Origin of the sequence: Micromonospora parathelypteridis (assembly GCF_014201145.1) — a bacterium.
Taxonomy (GTDB): Bacteria; Actinomycetota; Actinomycetes; order Mycobacteriales; family Micromonosporaceae; genus Micromonospora; species Micromonospora parathelypteridis.
Genome location: NZ_JACHDP010000001.1, coordinates 1,800,865 through 1,825,157 on the forward strand (window position 1 = coordinate 1,800,865; position 24,293 = coordinate 1,825,157).

Annotated in this window: 27 protein-coding genes; 9 read left to right on the top strand and 18 right to left on the bottom strand. The window is 72.6% G+C overall.

The window, feature by feature from the left end:
* Positions 1-76 precede the first annotated feature (76 nt).
* Positions 77-613, bottom strand: coding sequence for a DUF4240 domain-containing protein (locus tag HNR20_RS07705; protein ID WP_184177727.1), 537 nt, complete (start codon positions 611-613; stop codon positions 77-79).
* Between the two features lie 61 nt (positions 614-674).
* On the opposite strand from HNR20_RS07705, the gene HNR20_RS07710 reads away from it, so the two are divergent.
* Together HNR20_RS07710 and rpsT are read left to right on the top strand one after the other, a co-directional pair.
* A complete protein-coding gene (locus HNR20_RS07710) occupies positions 675-1,661 on the top strand; it encodes a phosphotransferase (RefSeq protein WP_229687219.1) in 987 nt (328 codons plus the stop codon).
* 182 nt (positions 1,662-1,843) lie between these two features.
* A complete protein-coding gene (rpsT, locus tag HNR20_RS07715; RefSeq protein ID WP_109818418.1) occupies positions 1,844-2,110 on the top strand; it encodes a 30S ribosomal protein S20 in 267 nt (88 codons plus the stop codon).
* Between the two features lie 160 nt (positions 2,111-2,270).
* Here rpsT and HNR20_RS07720 read toward each other — a convergent pair whose 3' ends face one another.
* The 5 genes from HNR20_RS07720 to HNR20_RS07740 form a co-directional block, all read right to left on the bottom strand.
* A complete protein-coding gene (locus HNR20_RS07720; protein WP_184177731.1) occupies positions 2,271-2,693 on the bottom strand; it encodes a hypothetical protein in 423 nt (140 codons plus the stop codon).
* Positions 2,690-3,670: a DNA polymerase III subunit delta gene (gene holA / locus HNR20_RS07725; RefSeq protein WP_184188137.1), complete on the bottom strand. Its 981-nt coding sequence runs from the start codon at positions 3,668-3,670 to the stop codon at positions 2,690-2,692. Before holA ends, HNR20_RS07720 begins: the two co-directional genes overlap by 4 nt.
* A 339-nt stretch (positions 3,671-4,009) precedes the next feature.
* Positions 4,010-6,409: a ComEC/Rec2 family competence protein gene (locus tag HNR20_RS07730; protein WP_184188140.1), complete on the bottom strand. Its 2,400-nt coding sequence runs from the start codon at positions 6,407-6,409 to the stop codon at positions 4,010-4,012.
* A gap of 56 nt (positions 6,410-6,465) precedes the next feature.
* Positions 6,466-7,296 carry a ComEA family DNA-binding protein gene (locus tag HNR20_RS07735; RefSeq protein ID WP_184177733.1) on the bottom strand — a complete coding sequence of 277 codons (831 nt, stop codon included), beginning with the start codon at positions 7,294-7,296 and terminating at the stop codon, positions 6,466-6,468.
* Positions 7,297-7,399: 103 nt separating this feature from the next.
* On the bottom strand, positions 7,400-8,068 hold the full coding sequence (locus tag HNR20_RS07740; protein ID WP_184177735.1) for a hypothetical protein: 669 nt from the start codon (positions 8,066-8,068) through the stop codon (positions 7,400-7,402).
* Positions 8,069-8,175: 107 nt separating this feature from the next.
* On the opposite strand from HNR20_RS07740, the gene HNR20_RS07745 reads away from it, so the two are divergent.
* On the top strand, positions 8,176-8,574 hold the full coding sequence (locus tag HNR20_RS07745) for an integrase (protein ID WP_184177737.1): 399 nt from the start codon (positions 8,176-8,178) through the stop codon (positions 8,572-8,574).
* Positions 8,575-8,616: 42 nt separating this feature from the next.
* Here HNR20_RS07745 and HNR20_RS07750 read toward each other — a convergent pair whose 3' ends face one another.
* From HNR20_RS07750 to nadD, 6 genes are all read right to left on the bottom strand, one after another.
* Positions 8,617-8,991, bottom strand: a complete 375-nt coding sequence (locus HNR20_RS07750) for a VOC family protein (protein ID WP_184177739.1) — start codon at positions 8,989-8,991, stop codon at positions 8,617-8,619.
* 238 nt (positions 8,992-9,229) lie between these two features.
* Positions 9,230-10,003: an SDR family NAD(P)-dependent oxidoreductase gene (locus tag HNR20_RS07755; RefSeq protein ID WP_184177740.1), complete on the bottom strand. Its 774-nt coding sequence runs from the start codon at positions 10,001-10,003 to the stop codon at positions 9,230-9,232.
* A 3-nt stretch (positions 10,004-10,006) separates the two neighbouring features.
* Positions 10,007-10,861 (bottom strand): DegV family protein, encoded by an 855-nt coding sequence (locus HNR20_RS07760; RefSeq protein ID WP_184177741.1) that lies wholly within the window; start codon positions 10,859-10,861, stop codon positions 10,007-10,009.
* A gap of 48 nt (positions 10,862-10,909) precedes the next feature.
* Positions 10,910-11,569 carry a histidine phosphatase family protein gene (locus HNR20_RS07765; protein ID WP_184177742.1) on the bottom strand — a complete coding sequence of 220 codons (660 nt, stop codon included), beginning with the start codon at positions 11,567-11,569 and terminating at the stop codon, positions 10,910-10,912.
* Positions 11,566-11,970 carry a ribosome silencing factor gene (gene rsfS, locus HNR20_RS07770; RefSeq protein WP_184177743.1) on the bottom strand — a complete coding sequence of 135 codons (405 nt, stop codon included), beginning with the start codon at positions 11,968-11,970 and terminating at the stop codon, positions 11,566-11,568. Before rsfS ends, HNR20_RS07765 begins: the two co-directional genes overlap by 4 nt.
* A gap of 110 nt (positions 11,971-12,080) precedes the next feature.
* On the bottom strand, positions 12,081-12,677 hold the full coding sequence (gene nadD, locus HNR20_RS07775; RefSeq protein ID WP_110566004.1) for a nicotinate-nucleotide adenylyltransferase: 597 nt from the start codon (positions 12,675-12,677) through the stop codon (positions 12,081-12,083).
* Positions 12,678-12,799: 122 nt separating this feature from the next.
* Here nadD and HNR20_RS07780 point away from each other — a divergent pair, with 122 nt between their 5' ends.
* Positions 12,800-13,462 (top strand): PadR family transcriptional regulator, encoded by a 663-nt coding sequence (locus tag HNR20_RS07780; RefSeq protein WP_184177744.1) that lies wholly within the window; start codon positions 12,800-12,802, stop codon positions 13,460-13,462.
* A 159-nt stretch (positions 13,463-13,621) separates the two neighbouring features.
* On the top strand, positions 13,622-14,827 hold the full coding sequence (locus HNR20_RS07785) for an FAD-dependent monooxygenase (RefSeq protein ID WP_184177745.1): 1,206 nt from the start codon (positions 13,622-13,624) through the stop codon (positions 14,825-14,827).
* 69 nt (positions 14,828-14,896) lie between these two features.
* Here the strand turns inward: HNR20_RS07785 and pepN are convergent, their stop codons facing one another.
* Positions 14,897-17,413, bottom strand: a complete 2,517-nt coding sequence (gene pepN / locus HNR20_RS07790) for an aminopeptidase N (RefSeq protein ID WP_184177746.1) — start codon at positions 17,411-17,413, stop codon at positions 14,897-14,899.
* A gap of 69 nt (positions 17,414-17,482) precedes the next feature.
* Here pepN and HNR20_RS07795 point away from each other — a divergent pair, with 69 nt between their 5' ends.
* Positions 17,483-17,701: a DUF397 domain-containing protein gene (locus HNR20_RS07795; RefSeq protein WP_030491749.1), complete on the top strand. Its 219-nt coding sequence runs from the start codon at positions 17,483-17,485 to the stop codon at positions 17,699-17,701.
* Positions 17,702-17,852: 151 nt separating this feature from the next.
* Here the strand turns inward: HNR20_RS07795 and HNR20_RS07800 are convergent, their stop codons facing one another.
* Positions 17,853-18,254 carry a hypothetical protein gene (locus tag HNR20_RS07800; RefSeq protein ID WP_184177747.1) on the bottom strand — a complete coding sequence of 134 codons (402 nt, stop codon included), beginning with the start codon at positions 18,252-18,254 and terminating at the stop codon, positions 17,853-17,855.
* Positions 18,255-18,486: 232 nt separating this feature from the next.
* On the opposite strand from HNR20_RS07800, the gene HNR20_RS07805 reads away from it, so the two are divergent.
* Positions 18,487-19,734, top strand: coding sequence for a cytochrome P450 (locus HNR20_RS07805; RefSeq protein ID WP_184177748.1), 1,248 nt, complete (start codon positions 18,487-18,489; stop codon positions 19,732-19,734).
* A gap of 40 nt (positions 19,735-19,774) precedes the next feature.
* A complete protein-coding gene (locus HNR20_RS07810) occupies positions 19,775-20,818 on the top strand; it encodes a glycosyltransferase family 2 protein (RefSeq protein WP_229687220.1) in 1,044 nt (347 codons plus the stop codon).
* Positions 20,819-21,057: 239 nt separating this feature from the next.
* Here HNR20_RS07810 and HNR20_RS07815 read toward each other — a convergent pair whose 3' ends face one another.
* The 3 genes from HNR20_RS07815 to HNR20_RS07825 are packed head-to-tail and all read right to left on the bottom strand — an operon-like array spanning position 21,058 to position 23,067.
* Entirely contained in the window at positions 21,058-21,696 is a 639-nt protein-coding gene (locus HNR20_RS07815; protein WP_184177749.1) for a DUF3618 domain-containing protein, read from the bottom strand.
* A complete protein-coding gene (locus tag HNR20_RS07820) occupies positions 21,693-22,160 on the bottom strand; it encodes a phage holin family protein (RefSeq protein ID WP_184177750.1) in 468 nt (155 codons plus the stop codon). The genes HNR20_RS07815 and HNR20_RS07820 overlap by 4 nt, the downstream gene beginning before the upstream one ends.
* A 31-nt stretch (positions 22,161-22,191) precedes the next feature.
* Positions 22,192-23,067, bottom strand: a complete 876-nt coding sequence (locus tag HNR20_RS07825) for a hypothetical protein (protein ID WP_184177751.1) — start codon at positions 23,065-23,067, stop codon at positions 22,192-22,194.
* A 231-nt stretch (positions 23,068-23,298) separates the two neighbouring features.
* Here HNR20_RS07825 and HNR20_RS07830 point away from each other — a divergent pair, with 231 nt between their 5' ends.
* The gene (locus tag HNR20_RS07830; protein ID WP_184177752.1) at positions 23,299-23,790 is read left to right on the top strand and encodes a DUF4383 domain-containing protein; all 492 of its coding nucleotides are present in this window, start codon (positions 23,299-23,301) and stop codon (positions 23,788-23,790) included.
* A gap of 24 nt (positions 23,791-23,814) precedes the next feature.
* Here the strand turns inward: HNR20_RS07830 and HNR20_RS07835 are convergent, their stop codons facing one another.
* Positions 23,815-24,264: a GNAT family N-acetyltransferase gene (locus HNR20_RS07835; RefSeq protein ID WP_184177753.1), complete on the bottom strand. Its 450-nt coding sequence runs from the start codon at positions 24,262-24,264 to the stop codon at positions 23,815-23,817.
* Positions 24,265-24,293: the final 29 nt, after the last annotated feature.

Consider the following 24,293-nt stretch of genomic DNA (forward strand, 5'->3'; position numbering starts at 1 on the left):
GCCGCCGACCCCCTCTATGTTCCCACGCCGCCGGGGTGCGCCCGCTGCGCGGGCGACGGATCGGCCCGGGGGTGCCTCACTCCATCGGCGGCTCGACGAAGAGCGCGGCCAGTCGGGGCAGCCGACGACGCGCCTCCTCCTCGTCGTCGAAGTCCCAGAAGTCGTTGAGGTCCGGCGTACGCACCGGGTCGCGGTCCGCCGGCAGTTCGGTCGCGGTGGCCTTGCGGTACGCGTCCCACGGAACCGAGAGCATCTGCTCGGCGGAGAACTCCTCGCCGCTCAGCGAGGCCGCCCGCACCTGGGGCAACTCGGCCAACGAGTCCGGTTCGCCGACCGCGCGGGCGAAGACCGCCCGACCCTGGGTCATCAGCCAGCCCCGGAAGTGCTCGAAGCCGTCGGCCGAGGCGCCACCGTTGATCAGGTACGCCGCACCCCACAGGTCCGCCTTGTGCGAGGCGGCCAGCACCCGGGTCTGATGCCGGGCGTACCCGATGATGTCCTCCGGGTCGCGCTCGGCGAGCAGCGCGACGGCCCGCGCGGCGACCGGGCCGGGCTCACCCCCGCCGCCGGCCCGAGCCTGGTCGATCAGCTGCCAGAAGTCCTCGGTCCTCATGGGTTGGCAGTCTGGCAGTGTCGCCGTGCGTCGCGCACGTACCCCGGGGCAGCATGGTGGGGTGTCTCCTCCCCTGCTGCCGCCGGTGCCCTACCACGCGAGCGCGCTGCGCCCGTCGTGGCCGGCGTTGCCGGCGGCGCTGCGGGCCGCGGTCGGCGAACGGCTCGGCGCGCCGGTGGTCAACGCCCGGGTCGCGGGCGCGGGGTTCACCCGGGGGTTCGCCGCCGTGCTCCAGACGGCCGACGGCGGCCGGGCCTTCGTCAAGGCGGCACCCGCCGCCGAGCAACCGCATCTGGTCGACTGGTACGCCCGAGAGGCCGCGATCCTGGACCGGCTGCCGGTGGGCCTGCCGGCGCCCCGCCCCCGGTGGACCCTGCACGAGGCCGGCTGGTTCGTGCTCTGCACCGACGCCGTCGACGGCCACACCCCGCGCCTGCCCTGGGTGGCCGGCGAGTTGGACGCGACCCTCGCCGGGTACGCGGAGGTGGCCGCCGCCCTGGCCGACCCGCCTGCGGAGCTGACCGCGCTCGGCTTGCCGCACCTGGCCGATCTGGCCCGCTCGGACATCCTCTGGTGGGAGGAGGTCGCCGCGGGGCGCGAGCCGACCCCACCGTTGCCGCCACCGGCACGGGGCCGGCTGCCCGAGCTGGTGGCGCTGGAGTCGCGCCTCCCCCGGTACGCCGCCGGGGTGACCGGCCTGATCCACGGCGACCTGCGGGTCGACAACGTGCTGATCGACGCGGACGGCCGAGCCTGGTTCTGTGACTGGACCTGGGTCTGCTCCGGGCCGGCCTGGTTCGACCTGGCCGGCCTGCTGCTCACCGCGTACGCCAGCGGGTTGGACGCGGACCGGCTCTTCGCCGCGCACCCGGCGACCGCGGGCGCGCCCCCGGACGCGCTGGACGCGACCCTGGCCGCGTTGGCCGGCTATTACCTCACCGGTGCCGCGGCGGCACCGCCGACCGCCTCGCCGCACCTGCCCGCCCACCAGCGGTGGAGCGGGGAGCAGGCACTCGACTGGCTGGCTCGCCGTCAGGGCTGGCGGTGACCGGCGGCAACGGCCCGGAGCGTATTCTGGCCCCCGACGGGCCGGGTCCGTCCGCGCGAAGGCCGAGCCGTTTTGGCTCGGCCCGGGCGACCTGGTAACCTGGCTCTTCGCGCAGCGATGACGCATGTTCGTCATCCCGCGCACAAGCTGACCAACCCGAGCTATCAAGACGAGGCTGTCGCGTGGCGAACATCAAGTCCCAGATCAAGCGCAACCGGCAGAACGAGAAGGCCCGGCTGCGCAACAAGTCGGTCAAGTCGTCGCTGAAGACCGCCGTCCGGAAGTTCAACGAGGCTGCCGAGGCCGGTGACGTCGAGAAGGCCACCGCGCTCATGCAGGACGCCTCGCGCAAGCTGGACAAGGCCGTCAGCAAGGGCGTGATCCACTCCAACCAGGCCGCGAACCGCAAGTCCGCGATCGCGAAGCGCGTGGTGGCGCTGTCCGCCTGACGATTTCACCGTCAGACAGATTCGGAAAGCCCCGGGCCTCGGCCCGGGGCTTCCGTGTGTCTACGGCCCGGTCGGCCCGGCGCTTGACCGGTCGGCGCTCAGCCGGCAGGTCTGGCGCTCAGCGTGACGGGTCGGCGGCCAGCCGGCAGAGGCCCAGCGCTCAGCTTGACGGGTCGGCGCGGCGGGTGGGTGGCACCGGGTCGGCGGTGATCACCACGCCGGTGACGCTGTGCGAGATCCACTCCACTCGGGCCCGACCGACCACCGGTTCCATCTGCCGACGGAAACGGTCCCGTTCCTGCTCGGGCACGAGCGCGGCGGAACGGACCACGATCGCCGCCACCACGTCGTTGAGCTTGACCATCGCCGCCACCACGGCCGGCAGCACCAGTACCGCCCACCAGGTGACCAACTCGGCGAGGGCGAGCAGCACCGCCAGGGCGATGGTGCCCTCGAAGAAGAGGAAGCACAGCACGCCGCCGGGGTTGACGAACCGCAGGCCGAGGAGTCGGGCGTAGAGCGGTCGGTACCGCTCCTCGTCGACTGCGACGGTGGCCCACGCTGGGCGGTTCGCCCCCGTCACCTGATGCTGCCCTGCCGGGCCGCCGCGACCGAGAAGACCGCGCGCTCCAGGGCGTACGCCCGGTCGTCGGAGCCGCCCTTGACGGCCGCGTTGCACTCGGCGGCGACCTGCATGGCCCGGACCAGGCCTTCCGGCGTCCAGCCCCGCCCCTGCCGCTGCGCCCGCTCGATCTTCCACGCCGGCATCCCGAGGGTGCTGGCGAGCTGGTACGCGTTGCCCCGCCCGGCCGACGCGACCCGGGCCACCGTGCGCACCCCGTCGGCCAGGGCGTCGGCAATGGGCACCGGGTCGACCCCGACGTGCAGGGCCCAGCGCAGCGCCTCCAGTGCCCCCGGCACGTCACCGACCATGGTGGCGTCCGCCACGGTGAAGCCGGTCACCTCGACCCGACCCCGGTAGTAACGGGCGACCGTGTCGGCGCTGATCCGCCCATCGGTGTCGGCGATCAGCTGGGAGCAGGCAGCGGCCAGCTCGCGCAGGTCGTTGCCGACCGCCGCGATGAGCGCCTCGGCGGCGTCGTCGGAGCACTTCCCGCCGGCTCGGCGGATCTCGTCACGAACGAAGGCCACCCGCTCGCGGTGCCCCTTGAGCTTGGCCGCCGGCACGACCGTCGCGCCGGCCGCCCGCAGCCCGTCGGCGAACGCCTTGCCCTTGGCGGCACCCAGGTGCAGCACCAGCAACTGGACTTCCGGGTCGGGATTCTTCGCGTACGCCAGTAGCGCGGCGACCAGGTCCTTGCGGGCATCCTGGCCGGAACGCAGGATGAGCAGCCGCCGCCCGCCGAACAGCGAGGGGCTGAGCATCTCGGCGATCTCGCCGACGGTGAGCGCACTGGCCTGGTATTCGCGGACGTCCACCTCGGCGTCGACGCTACGGACCTTCGCGACAGCTTCGGTGACCGCGCGCGTGGCGAGCAGCTCCTCGTCACCGAGGACGAGCAGAATGGGGGCGAGGCTGGCGGCGGTCACGCCGCCCATATTCGCACGGCCCACGGCGGGATCGTGCCTGCTCATTCGCTGCTTGGTCGGCGCAGCCCGCACACAGTGCAAAACCCGACATCTATCCCAATTCGTCACCGATTCCGCAATTCGCCTATCGAACGTGGCCTGCTGCGGACTGGTCGACGCCCGCCCGGCCGCCTCCACGGCCCCACGTCCCCGCGCTCCCTGCGTCCCCGCGAGCCGTTCAATCCCCGCGATCCCCCCAGCCCTGCGCTTGATCCACACCAGATCAGCGATATTGCGCTATCAAGTGACCCTGATGCCCCCACATCGGTGATCTGGAGTCGATCATTGGAGATCCGACGCGCTGTCGGCTCAGAATTGTCGACCCGGTGGGATCCCCCGACGGACCACGGCCAGGCCACCATCGGTCCGGAGCGCCGCCAGGTCGCCGTCGGTGTCGGTGCGCAGCACCCGGGCGCCGCCCCTGCTCAGCCGGGCAAGCAGCCCCGGATTCGGGTGCCCGTAGGTGTTGCCCGTGCCCACCGGCACGAGCGCCACTGCCGGCCGCACCGCGTCCAGGAAGCTCGGGTCCTGATACGCCGAACCGTGATGCGCGACCTTCAACACGTCCGCCCGTAACTGGCCGGGCGCGGCCCGCGCCACCATCGCGTGCTGCTCCTCGGTCTCCGCGTCGCCCGGCAGCAGGATCCGTACCCCGGCGACGGTCGCACGCAGCACCAGCGAGTTGTTGTTCGGGTCGGACCTGGTCCCGGCGAGCGGGTACGGCGGGCCGAGCACCAGCAGGTCGACCCCGCCCACTGGATGGCGCGCACCGGCCACGGTGGTCAACAGCGCGGCCCGCCCACCGGTGGCCGCCGCCCGGACCAGATCCCGGCCGCTCTCCGGGTCCGTCGAAGGCGGCGTCAGCACGGCACCCACCCACCGCCCCCGAAACACCCCCGCCACCCCGCCCACGTGGTCCGCGTGAAAGTGGCTGATCACCAACAGGGGCACCTCCCGTACGCCGAGTCGACGCAGGCAACCGTCCACCGCACCCGGCTCCGGTCCAGCGTCCACCACCACCGCCCGGCCCGGGGCGACCGGGAGCACCAGGGCGTCGCCCTGGCCCACCGCGCAGGCCACCACCACCCAACCCGGTGGCGGCCAGCCGGCAGCCACCAGCCGAACCGGAAAGGCGCCCAGGACTGCGGCGACGCCGACCACCGCCACCAGTCGGCGCACGAGGGGCCGTCGCACCGCGAGCAACAGTGCGACGGTCAACACGGTCAGCAGCAGGGCGCCCGGCAACCCGCCGGGCCACGGCAGGGTGCCGCCCGGCAGCCGGGCGCCCTGGCGGGCGATGACCACCAGCCACCAGGCCGGCCAACTCGCCAGCCACGCGAGGAACTCGGCACCGGACGGCCAGATCGGCGACACGATCGCCGCCAGCACGCCCAGCACGGTCGCCGGCGCGATGGCCGGCACCGCGAGCAGGTTGGCCGGCACCGCAACCAGGCTGACCGTGCCGGAGATGCCCGCGACGACCGGCCCGCAGGCCAGTTGCGCGGCCGCCGGCACGGCCAACGCCTCCGCCAGGCCGGGCGGGACACCCCGCCGCCGCAGCCCGTCCCGCCAGGGTGCGGCGAGCAGCAGCAGGCCACCGGTGGCCAGCACGGAGAGCGCGAACCCGGGATCCCCGGCCAACTCCGGGTCCACCAGCACCAGCACAGTGACGGCGGCGGCCAACGCGGGCAGCGCGGCGCGGGGACGACCGGCGGCCAGCGCGGCGAGCCCGATCGCTCCCATCGTGGCGGCCCGTACGACACTCGGCGACGGGCGGACCAGGATGACGAACCCCACCAGCGCCACCCCGCAGAGCCCGACGGCGAGCCATGGGCCAGCGCGCGCCCACCGGGCCAGCAACAACACCGCGCCCACCACAATGGCGACATTGCTCCCAGAAACGGCATTGAGGTGTGTCATCCCGGTCGCCTGGAAGTCTTCCTCGACGGAGGGTGGCAGTCGGCTGGTGTCCCCCACGACCAGCCCCGGCAGCAGCCCGCCCGGGTCGTCGGGCAGCGGCGCGCACGCCCGTTGCAGGCCTGCACGCAGAATGCCGGCGGCGCGCTGCGCCCAGGACGACACACCGTGCCGCTCCGGCGGATCGTTGGTGCTGAGCACGGCCGCGGTGAGATCGCCTCCGCGGGGGACGCCGAGCCGCCCCTCGGAGGTGACACGCTGCCCGGGCAGCAGATCACGCCAGGCCGGGTCGGTGGCCAGGACGAGCAGCCGCACCGACGCGTGGATCCGGCGGCCGTCCGGGCCGGTGAGCCGGACCAGTTCGCTCGATACCAGCAGCATTCCCGGCCGCCCGGCAGAGCGGATCGGGCGCGGATCGTCCCGGACGACCAGCTCGGCGGTGACCGGAGCACGCTGCTCGGCCAGGGCACGGATCGCCGGCGCGTCGCGAACGGCGAGCTGGGCGGCGGTGGCCGCACCACCGCAGACCACACCGAGACCGACCGCCACGGCGACCCACCCGTAGCGGCGCACTGCGGTTCGGGGACGGCCGAAGCGGCCGAGCAGATGTAGGGCACCCACCGACGTCAGACCGGCCGCCGCGCCGGCCACCAGCAGGGCGACACGAGTGCCAAGGTGCAGGCCGGCGAGCGCGGTGAGCCAGGCCGCCACGGCGAGCCCGGCCAGTCGCAGATCCGGCGGCTCGGCCTGCGCCCGACCAGCCAGCGACTCGGCCGGAGCCCGACCAGCCAGCGACTCGGCCTGAGCCCGACCAGCCGGCGGTGCGCCAGCAGCGGAGGCGGATCTGCTCACACCGTCACCAGATCCTTGAGTTGCTCGTAACGGGCATCGCCGATCCCGTCGACCTGCCGCAGGTCGCCAACGGACTTGAACCCGCCGTGCTGATCCCGGTGGGTGAGGATCCGTTGGGCGAGCACCGGCCCAACCCCGGGCAGCGCGTCGAGCTGCGCCAGCGTCGCGGTGTTGAGATTCAGCGGCCCGACGACGGGTGCCGCACCGCCCGCCGCAGGTCCGGATGCACCGCCCGGCGGCGGCGTCACCCCGACCACGATCAGCTCGCCATCGGTAACCTTGCGGGCGGGATTGAGCAACGCCACGTCGACCCCGGGTAGCGCGCCACCGGCCGCCTGCACCGCGTCGGCGAGACGGGAGCCGGCCGGCAGCCGTACCAAACCGGGCTTGTGGACCTTGCCCGCGACCGCCACCACCAGTTCGCCGGGGCCGGACGCGCTCGGGTCACCCGCCGGCACGGCCGACGCGGTCTCGCTGATCAGCGGGGCGACCGGCTCCGGCTGCGGCCGGGACCGCCAGGCCCAACCGGCCGCGACCAGCACCACCACCACGGCGACGACCGCCAACGCCCGCACACCCCGCCGTCCGGGGTCGAACGCCCCCGGGCCGGGCAACCGTGACTCGGGCGGGACCGCAAGGCCCCCCGACGCCGGCTCGGCGACCGATGCGGCAGGCCGGGAGGGATGCACGTCCGCGGGCTGCGCACCGACCAGGGACGACGGGGGTACGCCCGTAGGCAGCGCGTCCGGCCGGGGTAGCGGTACGACAGCCGCCTCCGTCAGCCGGCGCAAGCGCTGGCGCACCTCTGTCTCCTCGTCGTGCGACACAGCGCGACGTTATGGCGGCGGCCTGGCGCGGTGGAGGGTGACGACGCCATCCTGTGGACAACCTTCACCACTGTGGACAACGCCCTGATCATGCGACGATCTGCTATGAGTGCGTCGAGTGTGAGTCGGACCGTCCGGGCGGTTGCCACCACTGCGGCGCGTCATCGCCGGGCCGTTGCCGCCCGGCCAGCATGCAGAACACGGCGAGAACGACGAAGACGCCCGGCAGGAGGATCAGGGTGCCCTGGCCGGTGCCGATCTCCTCGGGTAGGCGCGGGTCGACCAAGCCCTGGGGATCCCGTACCACGATGACGCGTTGCCCCACCGTGCCCTCGGGGTTGTTCGAGGCACCAATGCTGCTGCCTGGCCACATCCCCAGTTCCCCGGGAATGCGTCGATCGTGCTGGTCGGCGAGGGTGTAGTAGAGGTGGCGGCCCTTCTCGTTGCCGTCCCGCACGTCGATCACGGTTGCCACGACCCGTTCACCGCGTTGCGTGAGCACTGTCGACCACAGTCCCCCGGTGGCCGCGAACATCAGGAGGGGACTGATCAGCCAGGCCACGGACAGCAGGATGATCCGGGGCGGCGGCGAGACCGCCAGCCCGGCCACCAGCAGGGCGCCGCACCACAACACGGTGGCCGGCACAGCAACCATGTCGGCTCGAACCCAGGTTGTTCCGGCCAGAGCGCCGATCGCGCCGGCGACGGTGAACACCGCCAGATACACCGCGCCCAGTGGGTTGACGATCCGACGGCGACCGCGAGGCCTCATGGGCAGCAGGGTAGGTCCGGTAAGCAATCACCCATCGGTCCATTGAGGAGTACGAAGTAGAGTAGGCCTTGCCGATCTTGAAAGCTCCGACCACGGAGGTGGCTCAGATGCGGGCTCGACTACGGCAGATGCACATCGACGGGCGCACCTACACGTGGCGCGCGGCACTGCACAGCGTGCGGGTCAACGGCTTCTCCCGGCGGGCCGTCTACGTTCGCGCCTGGGGTTCCGGCGGCAAGAACAGCCAGAAACTCGAAGCGGATCTGTTGTCGGCCCCCGGGCCGTACGTTGTCGACGACGGCTACCCCACACCCGCCGACGTGCGGGCGGTCATCCTCTGCGGCCTGGAGAGCGGTTGGCAGCCAGAGCAGCGGGGCGGAACGTTCGTGCTGTCCGATCGCGAGCATGGGGCCAACTTCGCGGCGCCGGGGTTCCAGCTGACCAATCCCGTACGGCCGGGCGAGAGCGCTGACCCCACGACCCACGAGGCTCAGCAGCAAGGCTGACGGCCGGAGGGGCCAACCGCGCCCGACCGGCCGACAGGCCCGCTACAGGTACGGCCGGGTGATGATCTCGATGGCGTGTCCCGCCGGGTCGAAGAAGTAGAAGCCTCGCCCACCGTGCTCGGTGTTGGTCTCCCCTTCCCGCTTCAGCTGCGGGTCGGCCCAGTACGTGATGCCCCGCCCCTCGACGAACGCCAGGCACCGTACGAACAGTTCGTCGTCGACCAGGTACGCGTAGTGCTGCATCTGGATGTCCACCGGCGGCTCGGCGAACTGGAGCAGCACACCCTCGTCCAGCTGAACGTTGACGAACGGCTCCCACGACGGCGCCTCCGGCAGCTCGAACAGCTCCCGGTAGAACGCGGCCGAGGCCTGCTTGTCCTTGCTGGCGATGATGGTGTGGTTGAACGTGACTGTCATGCGTACCGTCTTCCCGGTCGATCCGAAGACCCGACCGGAAGCCCCGAGCGTTCACCCAGCCACACCGATGACAAAGCCCCGAGGGCGCCGACGCCCCGGATTCCGCACAAGAGACGCGTGCATCGCGTCAATCTCGGCGTGGTGGCTGAAGTAGCCAGAACCTCCGGGGGGTAGGCCCATCTGGGGCGCACACGGAGGCTAACACGAGGAGCCGGATCTGCTTCGCGGCGTAGGCGGGTCAGCGGGCCTCCGGGTCGAGGCCGAGCACGGCTCGTCCCCCGTCCACCGGCAGGATCACTCCGTTGACGAAACTCGCCGCCGGCGACAGCAGGTACGCGACGGCCTCCGCCACCTCGTCGACCCGCCCGATGCGGCCCACCGGGTGCAGCCGATTCAGCTCGTCGTCGATCCACTGGGCCTGGTTGGGCTCCTGGGCGGCCAGGAATTCGGTGTGCCGCTCGGTGGCGATCGAGCCGAGCGCGACGGCGTTGGCGCGGATGCCGTGCCTCCCGTACTCGACGGCCAGCGCCCGGGTCAGCCCCTCCACGGCGGCCTTCGCCGTCGCGTACGGCAGGGCGCCTGACACGGGCCGGCGGGCCTGGTGCGACGAGACGTTGACGATCGCGCCGCCGGCGGCGCGGGCCAGGAACCGGCGGACGGCCACCGCGGCGCCCACCACGGCCGGGCGCAGGTTCAGCCCGATCAGGTCCAGCACCGTGTCGGCCGACGCGGAGTGCAGCGTGGCGTCGCGGAACACCGCCGCGTTGTTCACCCAGCCGGTCAGGGGCGCGGCACGTTCGGCCAGCTCGGCAGCGTGCTCGGCCACCCGCTCGTCGGCGGCGTCGCCGATCACCGCGACGAGCCGGTCGGCGGCCGGGTGGCTGGCCAGCCAGTCGGCCGCGTCGGCGTCACGCTCCAACACGACGACGGTGGCACCGGTCGCCACCAGGCGTTCCACCACGGCCCGGCCGACACCGCGACCGCCCCCGGTGACCACACAGGACGGCGGCACCGCTCAGCCCGCCGGTCGGCGGTGGACGACCACGCAGGCCAGGCCCGGACCGGCATGTGCGGCGACGACCGCGCCCGCCTCGGAGACGTACGTGTCGTGCAGCCGGTCACCGAGCCGCTCGGTCAGCGCGACGCGCAGCGCCTCGGCCCGTTGCGGCGCGGCCAGGTGGTGCACCCCGAGATCCACGTCGTCGTCCCCGGCCGCCTCGACGGCCAGGTCGACGAGCCGGGCCACCCCCCGGCTGGCGGTGCGGACCTTCTCGCGCAGCACGATCGCCCCGTCCGGCATATGCATGATCGGCTTGACGGACAGCGCGGTGCCGAACAGCGCCTCGGCCGCGTTGATCCGGCCGCCTCGGCGGAGGAACTCCAGCGTGTCGACGTAGAAGAAGACGGTGGTGCGGGCGACCGCGGCGAGCGCCGCGTCGCGTACACCTGCGAGGTCGACGCCGGCCTCGGCGGCGGTGACGGCCGCGATGGCCGGAAAGCCCAGCCCCATGCCGGCCGAGCGGCTGTCCACGACCTCCACCCGGCCATCCAGGTCGGCGGCGGCCAGGCGGGCGGCCTCAACCGTGCCGGACAGCGCGGCGGAGAGGTGCACCGAGACGACCCCGTCGGCGCCGGCGTCGAGCAGTTGGCGGTACGTCCGGGCGAACTGCTCGGGTGCCGGGCGGGAGGTGGTCGCCGTGACGCGGCGGGCGCTCAGCGCCAGGGTGGCGTCGGCGGGCTGGGTCTCCACCCCCTCCAGCCCTTCCGCGCCGTTGAGCACGACGGTCAGCGGCACCACCGTCAGCCGGTGCGCCTGCAACAGCTCGGGCGGAAGGTAGGCGGTGGAATCGATGACGACCGCGACGGGCATGCCCGGCACGCTAGCCGATCGAGGCCCCGAACGCCGAAGCGCCAGCCCTCAGATCGCGTCGACGACGACCGGGGCGGTGATCAGGCCGACGTTGTGGGCCCGCAGCTGCCAACCTCGGACGTCCTGGGGCCGGCCGATGGCCGGCGCGCTCGGTGCGCGCCGCAGCTCGGTCCAGTGGCAGTTGGCCAGGGAGCCGACGCCGCGCAGCACGCCCGGGTCCCAGCCGAGCAGGTGACCGATGCCCTGCCGGGAGCCGCCGCCGTGGGTGGCGATCACCACGGTGCCGTCGGGGGCCGCGTCGGCCGCCTCCAGCAGGGCCGCGGCGACCCGTTCGCCGAGGTCGTGCAGCGGTTCCAGATCGGCGCCCGGGTCGGGGTCGCCGGCCCGCCAGCGGGCGTACTCGTCGGGGAAGCGCTCGGCGACCTCGGTGAGGCGCAGCCCCTGCCACTGACCGAAGTGCCGCTCACGCAGCCGGGCGTCGGTGCGTACCGGAAGCCCCGTGAGCGTCGCGAGCGCGGCAGCGGTCTCCGCGGCGCGGCTCAGGTCGCTGGACACGATGGCGTCGGGCCGCAGCGCCGCAAGCAGCGGCGCGGCGGCGCGAGCCTGGTCGCGACCCAGCTCGTTGAGGGGTACGTCGGTCTGACCCTGGACGCGATTGGCGGCGTTCCAGTCGGTGTTGCCGTGCCGCCAGACGATCAGTCGGGTCATTCGGCGGTGGCGGACCCAGCGTCGGCCTCGACCAGGTCGCGGTCGACGAACGGAATGGTGGGGCAGTCCTTCCAGAGGCGGTCGAGCCCGTAGAACTCGCGCTCCTCGGTGTGCTGGACGTGCACCACGATGTCGACGTAGTCGAGCAGCACCCAGCGGCCACCGCGCTCGCCTTCGCGCCGGATCGGCTTGGCCTTCTCCGGCATCTCCAGCAGGCGCTCCTCGATGGCGTCGACGATGGCCAGCACCTGACGCTCGTTGGGGGCAGCGGCGAGCACGAACGCGTCGGTGATGGCGAGCTGGTCGCCGACGTCGATGATCGCGATGTCCTGCGCCTTCTTGTCTGCAGCGGCCTGGGCGGCCGCGATAGCCAGCTCGTGAGCGCGTTCGGAAACTGTCACCGTTCTCCTTCGATCAAGCGTGCGATCCTCCAAGCGTCTCATACCCGACGACACCCCGGCCCTGCAGTTCTGGCCAGTTTGGGGCCTAAACCGGGCGATATCCGGCGCAGTCAGCGCTGATAGAGGCTCCGCTTGGCGATGTACTGCACCACACCGTCGGGCACCAGATACCAAACTGGCTCGCCCCGGGCGACCCGAGCACGGCAGTCGGTCGACGAGATGGACATCGCGGGGACCTGGATCAGGCTGACGGTGTCCGCCGGCAGGTGCTTGTCGGTCAGCGGGAAGCCGGGACGGGTCACCCCCACGAAGTGCGCCAGCTCGAAGATCTCGTCCAGGTCCTTCCAGGACAGGATGCGCTGCAGGGCATCCGCGCCGGTGATGAAGAACAGCTGCACCTTGGGGCCGTACTCGGCCTGAAGGTCGCGCAGGGTGTCGACCGTGTAGGTCGGCCCGGTGCGGTCGATGTCGACCCGGCTGACCTGGAAGCGGGGGTTGGAGGCGGTGGCGATGACGGTCATCAGGTACCGGTCCTCGGCCGGACTGACCGGTTCGTCAGCCTTCTGCCACGGCTGCCCGGTCGGGACGAAGACCACCTCGTCCAGGCCGAACCGGTCCGCCACCTCGCTGGCCGCGACGAGGTGCCCGTGGTGGATCGGGTCGAAGGTGCCACCCATGATCCCGATCCGCCGGATATCTTCCTCCACCCAGTGATCGTAGGCCGACCGTCCTGGCCGACCGTCTCGGCCTGGCACGAGGGGTCGCGGGCGGGCTACCCGTCTGCGTATACTCGTCGACAAGTAATTGGTCACGAGGACAGGGGGCAGCCGTGCCGAAGCGGCGCAAGGTCAGCAACCTGCTGGCGCTGGCGGTGCTGTCCGCCCTGGTCCAACGGCCGATGCACCCGTACGAGATCGCCACCGCACTCCGCTCCTGGGGCAAGGACCAGGACATGGAGTTCAAGTGGGGGTCCTTCTACACAGTGATCCGCAACCTGGACAAACACCACCTGATCGACGCGGTGGAAAGCGTCCGCGAGGGCCGACGGCCGGAACGCACCGTCTACCGGATCACCGAAGCCGGGCGTGCCGAGCTGGTCGACTGGGCTCGCGAGCTGGTCTCCACCCCGATGCCGGAGCATCCCCGCTTCCGCGCCGGGCTGTCCGTCCTCGCCGCGCTGCACCCCGACGAGGCCACCGACCTGCTCCGCCAGCGGCTGGACCTGCTGGACGACGCGCTCCGGCAGGACCGCGAAACGCTCGACGCCCACCTGCGGGAGGTCCCGCGGCTGTTCCTGGTGGAGTCGGAGTACGACCTGGCCATGCGGGCCGCGGAGACGGCCTGGCTGCGTGCCCTGCTCGCCGAGCTGACCTCGGGCAGCTACCCGGGGCTGGACTTCTGGCGGGCCTACCACGAGACCGGCGAGATTCCGGCCGAGCTGACCGAGCTGGCCGAGAGGACCAGCACCCCGACCTCGGACACCACCGACTGACGAACGGCTCCGGCGGGGTGCGCCAACACCCCGCCGGAGCCCTTACCTCGAACCGACACCTGGGAAGGCATCCGGCCCGAAGCGGCAAACAGAGGATAGCCGGGCTCCCTCCCAGGTCGGTTCGCACGCGCACGAACCGACGACACCCAGGGAGAGACCATGACCACGGCACGAACCGCGATCGTCATCGGCAGCGGCATCGCCGGACCGGTGACGGCGCTCGCGCTGCACCGCGCCGGCATCATCGCCACCGTCTACGAGGCGTACCCCGCCACGGCCAGCGGGGTCGGCGGCACCCTCGCGCTCGCGCCCAACGGCGTCGCGGCCCTGCGCACGGTCGGCGCGGACGAGGCGGTGACCGCGATCGCCACCCCGATCGAGCGCAGCGCGATGGCCGTCGGCCGTCGCCACATCGACCTACCCACCCTGGCCGGGGTGCCGCCGCTGCGCGTGGTGCACCGGGCCGAGCTGCACCGCGTGCTGCACGACCGGGCGGTCGCCGAGGGCGTCCCGTTCGAGTACGGCAAGCGGCTGGTCGACGCCGAGCAGACCGACAGCGGGGTGACCGCCCGCTTCGAGGACGGCAGCACCGCCACCGCCGACATCCTCGTCGGTGCCGACGGCATCCGGTCCAGGGTCCGCGGCCTCATCGACCCGGCCGCCCCCGGCCCCCGGTTCACCGGGCTGCTCAGCTTCGAGGCGGTCGCCCGGCACGAGGTGGACGTCGAACCGGGCACGATGACGTTCGCGTTCGGGCGGCGCGGCTACTACCTGTACTGGCCGGAGCCCGGCGGCGGCACCAGGTGGGGGGCCAACCTGCCGCAGCAGCGGCCGATGAGCTTCGTCGAGGCACGCGCGGTGCCGGCGGCGCAATGGCTGGACACACTGCGCACCAGCTACGGCGACGACGACCCGGGCCGAGAGCTGATGGCGACCAGCCACGCCGACGAACTCCAGGTCGCCGGGTCGCTGCAGATCATGCCGCCGGTGCCGCACTGGTACCGGGGCCGGATGGTGCTGGTCGGCGATTCGGCGCACGCGCCGTCGAACAGCTCAGGGCAGGGCGCGTCGCTGGCCATCGAGAGCGCGGTGCAGCTCGCCCGCTGCCTGCGCGATCTGCCGGACGTGGAGACGGCGTTCGCCGCGTACGTGCGGCTGCGCCGCGCCCGAGTGGAGAAGGTCGCCGCCCGCGCCGCGCGGATCAACCACGCGAAGGCGCCGGGGCCGGTCGCCCGGACGCTGATGCCGTTGCTGATTCCGCTGATGGTGCGCACCGTGATGGACCCGGAGAAGACCGTCGCCGACGAGCAGCGCTACGTCATCGACTGGGACGCTCCGGTCACGACCGAGCCCGCGCTGCGCTGAGCACGGCGCGGGGTGGCCCACCAGCCACCCCGCGCCCGCCCAGCCGTACGCCGTCGCGCCCGCCTACCCTCACGCCGCCGCGGCGGCCACCGCCGTCCGGGCGACCAGCGCGCGGCGCAGGTCGTCGTCGGCGTCGGTGACCACCCGACGCAGCCCGGGGGTCAGGTCGTCGCCGGCCAACAGCGCCGCGGCCGCCTCCCGGGTCGGCTGCGCCACGGCGTACTGGGGGAACGCCAGCTTCGCCACCCGGTCGGCCGTCCACGGAGTACGCCGGCGCGAGGCGGCCGGCATGTCCGCGAAGTACCGCTCGACGTAGGCGGCGGTCAGCTCGGCCTGCTCGGGTTGCCAGAACCCTTCGGCGGTCGCCTCCAACAGTCGGTTGGACAGCCTGGTGTCCCGCACGATGATCTCCCATGCTGCCTGCTTCGCGGCCGGGTCGGGCAGGGCGGCCCGGCAGCGGGCGGCCCGTTCCGCGCCCGTGGAGCTGTTGTCGGCGGCCGCCTCGATGGCGATCTCCGCCTCGCCGGCGGCGCCCAGCACCACCAGCCGACGCAGCACCGACCAGCGCAGCTCCGCGTCGACCTTCAACCCGGCCGGCACGTCCCGGCCGGCGAGCCAGCCGACGAGCAGATCCGCGTCGGTGGTCGCGGCGATCCAGCCCCGGGCGGCAGCCAGCTGCAGCGACTCGCCCGCCGGCGCGCCATCGAGCAGCTGCTGGCATGCCCCGGCGATCCGGGCCAACGCCGCGGACCGGGTCAGCGGGTCGAGGTAGCGGTCCACCAACGACCGGCTGAGCGTGAGCACGTCCTCGGCGATGATCACCTCGGTCTCGGTGGGCAGGGCGGCGACCATCAGGTCGACCAGGGCGGTGACCGGCCGCTCCCCGTCGGTCACCGCGTCCAGCGCCTCACCCCAGAGGATCGCCCGGGCGAGGGGGTCGGCCAGACCGGGCAGCATCAGCGGAACGGCATCCGCCGATGCCCGGTCGAGACGCACCTTCGCGAAGGTGAGGTCACCGTCGTTGAGCAGCAACAGCCGGGCCGCCGGCGCACCGGTCAGCTCAGCGAGGACCGTCCGGCCACCATCGGCAGCCGGGTCGACATCCACCTCGTCGCGCTGCACGGTGCCGTCCGCCGAGTAGCGGCCCACGCCGATCCGGTGCGGGCGCAGCACCGGGTGCGACTCCGGCGCGGTCTGCACCACCGCCACCTCGGTGTAGCGGCCGTCGGCGTCGACGGCGACCTCGGCGCGCAGCGTGTTGACCTGCGGCCGGCGCAACCACACCTCGGCCCAGTCGGAAAGGTCCCGGCCGCTGGCGGTGGAGAGGCTGGCCAGCAGGTCGGCGAGGGTGGCGTTGCCGAAACGGTGCGCGGCGAAGTGCGCGTTCAGACCGGCGAGGAACGCCTCGTCACCGAGCCACGCGACCAGCTGTCGGAGCACGCCGGCGCCCTTGGCGTACGAGATGCCGTCGAAGTTGAGCAGGCCCTCGTCGGCGTCGGCCACCTCCTCCGGGGCGACCGGGTGGGTGGAGGGGCGCTGGTCGGCCGCGTACCCCCAGCCCTTGCGGCGCATGGCGAAGGTCGTCCATGCCTGCTCGAAGCGGGTCGCCTCGGCGGTGACCCGGTAGCCCAGGTACTCCGCGAAGGACTCGTTCAACCACAGGTCGTCCCACCAACGCATGGTGACCAGGTCACCGAACCACATGTGCGCCATCTCGTGGGCGATGGTGCTGGCCCGCTGCTCGCGCTGGGTGTCGGTGACCGCCGAGCGGAACACGTAGTCGTCACGGAAGGTGACGATGCCGGGGTTTTCCATCGCGCCGGCGTTGAACTCCGGCACGAACGCCTGGTCGTACTTGCCGAACGGGTAGCGCTCGGTGAAGAGCTGGTGGAACCGGTCCAGGCACTGCCGGGTGATGGTGAAGATCTCCTCGGCGTCGGCGTCCAGGTGCTCGGCGAGCGATCGGCGGCAGTAGATGCCCAGCGGCACCCCATCGTGCTCGGCCCGCCGGACGTGGTACGGCCCGGCGATCAGCGAGAAGAAGTACGTGGCCAGCGGCGCGCTCGGGGCGAACTCCCAGCGACCCGGAGTCGGCTGGGCGGTCACCTCGGCGTTGCTGGAGACCGTCCACTCCGGTGGAGCGGTGACCGAGAGGACGAAGGGAGCCTTGAGGTCAGGCTGGTCGAACGCCGCGAAGATGCGCTGCACGTTGTCGAGGAAGCTCACCGCGTAGAGGTAGGTCTCGCCGTCGGCCGGGTCGACGAAGCGGTGCATCCCCTCCCCCGCGTTGGAGTACGCCATCTCGGCCTCGACGATCAGCGTGTTCTCCGCGTCCAGCCCGCTCAGCGGCAGCCGGTTGTCGGTCAACAGGTCGGGGTCGAGGTCGCGGTCGTTGAGGCGTACCGCCAGCAGTTTGGCAGGCTTGACCTCGGCGAAGGTCGCGGCGCCGGGGGTCGCCCGGAACCGGATCGCGACGCGGGAGCGGAACAGCTCGGCGCCGCCGGTCAGGTCGAGGTCCACCTGATAGGACTCGACAGTAATCGCCGCGCCACGCGCGGTCGCCTCTACACGGGTCAGGCTCGGCATCCGCTTATCCTGCCCGATGGGGATCGGCACTCGGTCACCACACGACCCTCGGCACTGGAGGAAAGAACCATGGCGCAGCACCCCAAGGGCGACTTCGACCTCTCTCGAGCGGTCTGGCAGCGGGCCGAAGGGGACACCTCCGACAGCGCCGTTGAGGTCGCCTTCGTCGACGATCTGATCGGGATGCGCAACTCCGCCGAGCCCGAAGGACCGGTGCTGGTCTTCACCCAGGCCGAGTGGGACGCGTTCGTGGCCGGCGCACAGGACGGGGAGTTCGACCTGGACTGACCCGCCTCGCCACCTCGTCGCTGTTGGCGTGCCGTGCCGGTGCCGGTAACCCGGACACCGGCACGGCGACACGAGCGGAAACGCGCCGCAGGCGTCAGGGTTGGACGCCGAGTTGCCGGCCCGGGCCGTCGGCCCAGGTTGGTGAGCCCCATCAGCCGTCACCCGGGCCGTCGCCGTCGCCCCAGCCCAGGCCGCCGGGGCCGGGGGCGTGGTGGAAACCGGGGTGATCGGCCACGTCGACGCAGCGCTCCCCGTCCGGGCCGACCGCCCCGCAGAACAGCCGCTCGGCCCGGTGCCAAGCGTCGGCCGGCGACAGGGCCGCCGCGCCGAGGGCCACCTCCGGGCGGAGCAGGCTCAGCGCCTCCGCGTACGCCACTGCCACCTCGCGGGCATCGGCCGCGCCGGGCGCGGTGAAGCCCAGATGCACGGTGAAGAACCGGTGCGGCCGCGTGGGTCGCCGGGGCGGCCCGATCAGCGCCCGCCCGTCTCGACCTGAGCCCAGCGCCTCGACCGCGCGCCGCTGCCGCCAGTGTGGCGACCTGTTGTCCCGCATGCTTCCTCCCCGTGGTCGTGGCCGTCGGCCCACCAGCAGCCAACCAGGTTTCGCCGCCCCTGGGAGGGGCCAGCCGACGCGGGGATTCAGCGGCGACGACGGGGGTAAACGCAGCCCGCGAGCCGTCGCCGGCGTGCCGGTCAGGCAGCGTGCCGTCGCCGGCGTGCCGGTCTGGCGGGCGGCGAGGAGCAGGCCGGCGGCGACCGCCGGCACCTGCGCAGGAGGAGACCCGATGGCGACCATGCCGGCCGACCGCAGCCCGGACAGCACCCTCGCGCTGCTCCGCTCCGGCTACCGGTTCATCGGCGAACGCTGCGAGCGGTACGGCAGTGACGTCTTCCGGACCCGGATCCTGCTCGCCCCGACCATCTGCCTCCGCGGCCGGCCGGCGGCAAAACTGTTCTACGACAACGAGCGCTTCGAACGGGCGACCGCGATGCCGATGCGGGTGCAGCGGACCCTCACCGGCCGGGGCGGCGTACAGGGGTTGGACGGACCGGAGCATCGGGACCGCAAGGCCATGTTCATGACGATCATGACACCGACCGCCATCCGGCAGCTCGGCCAGCTCTTCGACGACGAGTGGCTTACCAGGATCCCCGCCTGGGAGGGCGCTGGGCCGGTGCGGCTCTACGACGAGCTGGGCCGGCTGCTGACCCGGGTGGTCTGCGCCTGGGCCGGGGTGCCACTGCCCGCGTCGCAGGTCGACCGGCGCGCAGTCGAGCTGCACGCCATGATCGAAGCTCCGGCAGTGGTCGGTCCCCGACACTGGCGGGGACGCCTCGCCCGGCACCGCGCCGAGCGGTGGCTGGCCGCCCTCATCGAGCGGACCCGGGCCGGTTTCTCGCCGGCACCGGCCGGTAGCGCCCTGGCGGTGATCGCCGAGCACCGGGACCGGCGGGGCGAGCTCCTCCCCCGGCGGATCGCGGCGGTGGAGTTGCTCAACGTGCTGCGCCCGGTGGTCGCCGTGGACCAGTACCTCGTCTTCGCCGCGCTCGCCCTGCACGACCATCCGGCCTGGCGGGAACGGGTCCGCGACGACGACGAAACCGCCGAGCACTTCGTCCAGGAAGTACGCCGGTACTACCCGTTCTTCCCGATCGCGGCGGCCCGGGTCCGACGCTCCTTCGACTGGCAGGGTCACCACTTCCCCCGCGGCCGACGCGTGTTGCTCGACCTCTACGGCACCAACCACCACCCGTCGCTCTGGCCACAACCGGAGCTCTTCCGCCCGGACCGGTTCGCCGGTCGTCGGGTGGACCCGTTCGAGCTGATCCCGCAGGGCGGCGGTGACCACCGGACAGGGCACCGCTGCGCCGGCGAGTGGATCACCATCGAGCTGATGAAGCGGGCGGTCGCCAACCTGACCACCGCCATGCGCTACGACATCGGCGCCCAGAACCTGGCCCTGGACCTGCACCGGATGCCCGCGCTGCCGCCCATCGGCCTGACCCTCACCAACATCCGCGGCACTGCCTGACCTCGCCCCGCCGACCGTACGTCCCGCCCAGGAGGCGCCAATGCCCTCGGTCAACCCCAGCGGTGACGTACCACGCGCCGTGCGTGGGTGGGCCGTCAGGCACGGTGCCAGCACATCGGCGGCCCGCCTGCCGATGGCGTACGTGCTGCCGCTGCGCTGGCACACCGACACCGGCCTGGCCGAGCTGACCGGCTACCTGCGTTGGCTGGCCGGAAGAGTCGACGTGCTCGTGGTCGACGGCTCGGCACCGGACCTCTTCGCGCGGCACGCCGAAGCATGGCGAGGGCTGGTCCGGCACCTTCCACCCGATCCCGCCGATCGCGGGCTCAACGGCAAGGTGATCGGGGTGTGCACCGGCGTCCGCGCGGCGGAACGCGAACACGTGGTGATCGCCGATGACGACGTCCGGTACGACGACGCCGGGCTGATCGCCGTGCACCGCCTGCTGGGTCGGGCCGATCTGGTACGACCGCAGAACTACTTCGACCCCCTGCCCTGGCACGCCTGGTGGGACACCGGTCGGACGCTGCTCAACCGGGCGCTCGGCGCGGACTACCCGGGCACCCTCGCCGTGCGTCGCAGCACCTTCCTCGCCATGGGCGAGTACGACCCGGACGTGCTCTTCGAGAACCTGGAGCTGATCCGCACCATGCGCGCGTACGACGGCACCGAGGCCGCGCCGGCCTGGCTGTACGTACGCCGACTGCCGCCGGATGCCGCCCACTTCCGCAGCCAACGCGTCCGCCAGGCGTACGACGATCTGGCCCAGCCGGCCCGTCTGCTGACCGCGCTCGCGGTCCTGCCGGCGCTGGCCGCGGCGGTCGCGGCCCGGCGGCCCGCGCTGCTGCTCGGCGCGGCGGTCGGCACCGTCGCCCTCGCCGAGCTGGGCCGCCGCCGCGCGGGCGGCACAGCGGTCTTCCCGCCGGCAACGGCGCTGGCAGCCCCGGTCTGGCTGCTGGAGCGCGGCGTGTGCGGCTGGCTCGCGGTCGCCCAGCGGTTCCTGCTCGGCGGCGTCCGCTACGGCGAAACCCGAATCCGCCGAGCCGCCCACCCGACCCACACCCTGCAGACCCGCCCCCACTAACCACGCCCCGCCCTCGCCCCGCCCCCGCCCCCGCCCCCGCCCCGCGATCTTGCACTTACTGTCTGGACAGAAGGGCCGAAAGCCGGCAAAAGCAGGACCGAAACTGCAAGATCGCGGGGCGGGGAGCGGGGGGCGGGAGCAGGGGGGCGGGAGCGGGGGCGGGGCGGGGTGGAGTCGCGACAGCTCGCGGTCACCGTGGTGGCCGCGAGCTGTCGCGACTGCGGTGCGGTGGGGTGGGGTCAGGGGCGGACCTGCTGGGCCTGGTCCTTGACGTCGTGCGCGGCCGACTTCGTGTCGTCCTTGATCGCGTGCACGGCGTCCTGAGCGGTGGACTTCACCGACTCGGCAGCGTGCTGAGCCGGCTCGCGCAACTCCTCCTTGAGTTCGTTGGCGACCGCGCCCAGCTTCTCCGTCACCGCCCCGCTGTGCTCGCTGACCTTGGCCTTCACCTGGGTAGCGACCTCCTGCTCACGGCGGGAGGCGGGGATCAGCGACGACGCCAGCCAGCCGACCCCGAACGCGATCAGACCGGCGGCGAGAGGGTTGCCCTGGGACTTCTGCCGGAGCACCCGTGGCGCGCTGTGGGCGGCATCGCTGACAGTGGTAGCCGCCGAGTGCGCGGCGTCGCTGACGCTGGAGGCCGCCGACGAGGCGCGGTCACCCACCGAGTGGGCGGCCTGGCCGGTGCCGTGGCCGAGGTCAGACGCGGTTCCCATGACCTTGTCCCTCACATTCTGCAGAGCGGAACGGGCCCGCTGCTTGCGGTCGTCGACGATGCGGCTGGGGCTGACCTTGTACGCCAGCGCGTCCACGTCGGAGCTGAGGCTGTTGCGGGTGGCTTCGATCTCCCGGCGGATCTGATCGGGATCGGTGCTCATCGGGTGACTCCCTCCGGGTGCGGCTTGAGCGCGTCGGGGATCCGCTGCACGCTGTCGTTGGTCTGCTTGAGCCCGCGTACGTGCTGGGCGTTCTTCTTGGCCATGGAGTAGAGAGCCGCGGCGATCGCAGCCCAGATGACCGCCACGATCAGCCCGGCCCAGCCGGCGTCCATCACGTTGGACAGCCCGGCCCAGAGGGCGAGCGAGAGGAAGAGCGCCACCATGTAGCCACCGAAGCCGGCGCCGCCGAAGAGCCCGGCGGCCTTACCGGCCTTCTTGCCCTCCTGACGGATCTCGGCCTTGGCCAGCTCGACCTCCTGACGCATCAGCGTCGACAGGTCGGTGGTGACCTGACGCATCAGGTCACCCAGGGAGCTGCTCTTCACCTCCGCGGCGGTGTGCGGGGCACCCGCGTCGGGGTGGTATCCGGAGTCCAGTCCGGACCCCTGCGTCGGCATGGTCATGCCGTCGCCTCCCTTCGGATGACTCGGTTGCTCACGGGCGGGGGCTGCCGCTGGACGGCACGCCCGGCAGCGGGTCGGTCTGGGTCACCGGCGGCAGCGGCTGACCGGTGCCGGAGTGCTCCGGGTGGTCGCCCCGGTTGGGCTCGGCATAACCACCGGGCGTCGGGTCGGTGTAGCCACCAGGCGTGGGGTCGGCGTAGCCACCAGGCGCCGGGTCGGCGTAGCCACCGGACGTCGGCGGGGTGTGCGTGCCAGGGGTCGGGTCGAGGTAGCCGCCCTGCGGGACGGCGTCGGGCACCGCCCGAGGCGCAGGCGTCGGCGGCGGCGTCGGGATCACGGCGGTCTGCTCCGGGTCGTACGCCCCAGCGCCCCGGTAGGTCGAGGACCCGTTGCCGGAGTCGTCGCCAGCGGCGGAGATGCCACGGGTCAGCCGACCGGCCAGCACGCCGAGGACCGCCGCGCCGACCAGGAAGGTGCCGGGGTTGCGCCGCGCGTAGTCGCGTACCTCGGTGATCAGGTCGCCGGGCTCGCGCTCCTCGAGCCAGCCGGCGACGCCGTGCACCCGGTCCGCGGCCTGGCGGGCCAGCTCGCTCACCGGGCCGGCCTGGCCGCCCTGCTCGGCCATCGAGCGCATCTCGTCGGCCAGCGAACGCAGCCCACCAGCGGCCCGGCGCTGCTGCTCACCGGTCTGGCTGGCGAGCTGGGTGCGAGCCTCGCCGTAGAGGTTGCGGGCCTGCCGGGCCGCCTCACGGCCGACCTCGGTGCCCTGCTCCTTGGCCGTCTGGGCGACCGCACCGCCAGCCTGCGCGGCTTCGGAACCGACGTGGCGCGCCTGGTCGCGGACGCCACCGCCGTTGGTTGACTCCTGCCCGTACGTGGAAGACGTAGGTGAAAGGTCGTAAGACATGATTTCCCTTCCGCTCAGAAAGTCGTCGCGGTTGTGCCGGGGGATGCGGCCGACGTTGCCGCGGCCGCTGACAAAACCCCTACCCTGCGTTTCGGCTTCCATACCTCTTCGTGCATTTCTCTGCGCGGCAGGCCGGATCGACTTCAAAATGGAGGATCGTCGGGCTGCGTCACGTCGCCGCTGCGGACAGTGAGGTTCGCGAGGGCTGGCAGATCCACGGAGGGGGCAGCGATGGCACGAGACGCGCGAGGTGGCCGACCGGCCAGCCACCGCCCCCGGGTCCAGTCGGCCGCGTTGGCCGTGGCCGGGGTCTTCCTGCTGATCGGCGTCCTCGGCTTCATACCCGGCATCACCACCGACTACGGCGAGCTGAGGTTCGCCGGGCACCACTCCGACGCACTGCTGCTCGGGCTCTTTCAGGTGTCGATCCTGCACAACGCGGTGCACCTGCTGTTCGGGCTGGCCGGTCTGGTGCTGGCCCGCAGCGTCGGCGGCGCCCGACTGTTCCTGGCCGGCGGCGGCGCGATCTACCTCGCGCTCTGGCTGTACGGCCTGGCGATCGAGGCCGTCGACCCGGAGGCCGGGGCGAACATCCTGCCGATCAACGACGCCGACAACTGGCTGCACCTCGCGCTCGGCTTCGGGATGCTCGCGCTCGGGCTGTTGCTGTCGAACCAGGCGGGCACCGGCGGACGCCTGGACAACCCCGCCGACCGGCACTGACGTGACAGGTCGGCGGCGCGGCCGTCAGGCCGCGACCGGCAGCCGCTTGGCGAAACAGATGCTGTACGGGTTGCCTACGTATTCCCCGAAGACGGGGACCTCGTCGTAGCCGCAGGACCTGTACAGCGCGATCGCGGCCGGCAGGTAGGTGCCCGTCTCCAGGCAGACCACCGAGTGCCCCTGCCGGAACGCACACTCCTCCAGCGCCGCCAGCAACTGACGGGCGATGCCCCGCCCCCGGTACGCGGGCCGCACGTACATCCGCTTGACCTCGCCGGTTTCGGCGTCGATCGACTGGAGCGCCCCGCAGGCGACCGCCCGCCCGTTCACCACCACCGCCAGGTAGCGGGCGTCGTCGTGCGGGACGAAGACCTGCCCATCCAATCCGCCATCGGCCTCGCGCAGCTCACGCTGCTGCGCGATGACCAGGGCGGCGATCTCCGGATCGATGGCAGGCCGGGACTCGATCAGCATCACCCCACGCTAGGACGGGAGGATTTCGC

Bases quoted from the DNA above. Each gene is read 5' to 3' on its own strand.
- HNR20_RS07800 (WP_184177747.1), bottom strand. From the start codon at position 18,254: ATGCGGGACAACAGGTCGCCACACTGGCGGCAGCGGCGCGCGGTCGAG.
- HNR20_RS07785 (WP_184177745.1), top strand. From the start codon at position 13,622: ATGACCACGGCACGAACCGCGATCGTCATCGGCAGCGGCATCGCCGGA.
- HNR20_RS07765 (WP_184177742.1), bottom strand. From the start codon at position 11,569: ATGACCCGACTGATCGTCTGGCGGCACGGCAACACCGACTGGAACGCC.
- HNR20_RS07750 (WP_184177739.1), bottom strand. From the start codon at position 8,991: ATGACAGTCACGTTCAACCACACCATCATCGCCAGCAAGGACAAGCAG.
- HNR20_RS07820 (WP_184177750.1), bottom strand. From the start codon at position 22,160: ATGACCATGCCGACGCAGGGGTCCGGACTGGACTCCGGATACCACCCC.
- HNR20_RS07825 (WP_184177751.1), bottom strand. From the start codon at position 23,067: ATGTCTTACGACCTTTCACCTACGTCTTCCACGTACGGGCAGGAGTCA.
- HNR20_RS07745 (WP_184177737.1), top strand. From the start codon at position 8,176: ATGCGGGCTCGACTACGGCAGATGCACATCGACGGGCGCACCTACACG.
- HNR20_RS07810 (WP_229687220.1), top strand. From the start codon at position 19,775: ATGCCCTCGGTCAACCCCAGCGGTGACGTACCACGCGCCGTGCGTGGG.
- HNR20_RS07805 (WP_184177748.1), top strand. From the start codon at position 18,487: ATGGCGACCATGCCGGCCGACCGCAGCCCGGACAGCACCCTCGCGCTG.
- HNR20_RS07830 (WP_184177752.1), top strand. From the start codon at position 23,299: ATGGCACGAGACGCGCGAGGTGGCCGACCGGCCAGCCACCGCCCCCGG.
- HNR20_RS07760 (WP_184177741.1), bottom strand. From the start codon at position 10,861: ATGCCCGTCGCGGTCGTCATCGATTCCACCGCCTACCTTCCGCCCGAG.
- HNR20_RS07835 (WP_184177753.1), bottom strand. From the start codon at position 24,264: ATGCTGATCGAGTCCCGGCCTGCCATCGATCCGGAGATCGCCGCCCTG.
- pepN (WP_184177746.1), bottom strand. From the start codon at position 17,413: ATGCCGAGCCTGACCCGTGTAGAGGCGACCGCGCGTGGCGCGGCGATT.
- HNR20_RS07740 (WP_184177735.1), bottom strand. From the start codon at position 8,068: ATGAGGCCTCGCGGTCGCCGTCGGATCGTCAACCCACTGGGCGCGGTG.
- HNR20_RS07705 (WP_184177727.1), bottom strand. From the start codon at position 613: ATGAGGACCGAGGACTTCTGGCAGCTGATCGACCAGGCTCGGGCCGGC.
- HNR20_RS07815 (WP_184177749.1), bottom strand. From the start codon at position 21,696: ATGAGCACCGATCCCGATCAGATCCGCCGGGAGATCGAAGCCACCCGC.
- holA (WP_184188137.1), bottom strand. From the start codon at position 3,670: ATGGGCGGCGTGACCGCCGCCAGCCTCGCCCCCATTCTGCTCGTCCTC.
- HNR20_RS07795 (WP_030491749.1), top strand. From the start codon at position 17,483: ATGGCGCAGCACCCCAAGGGCGACTTCGACCTCTCTCGAGCGGTCTGG.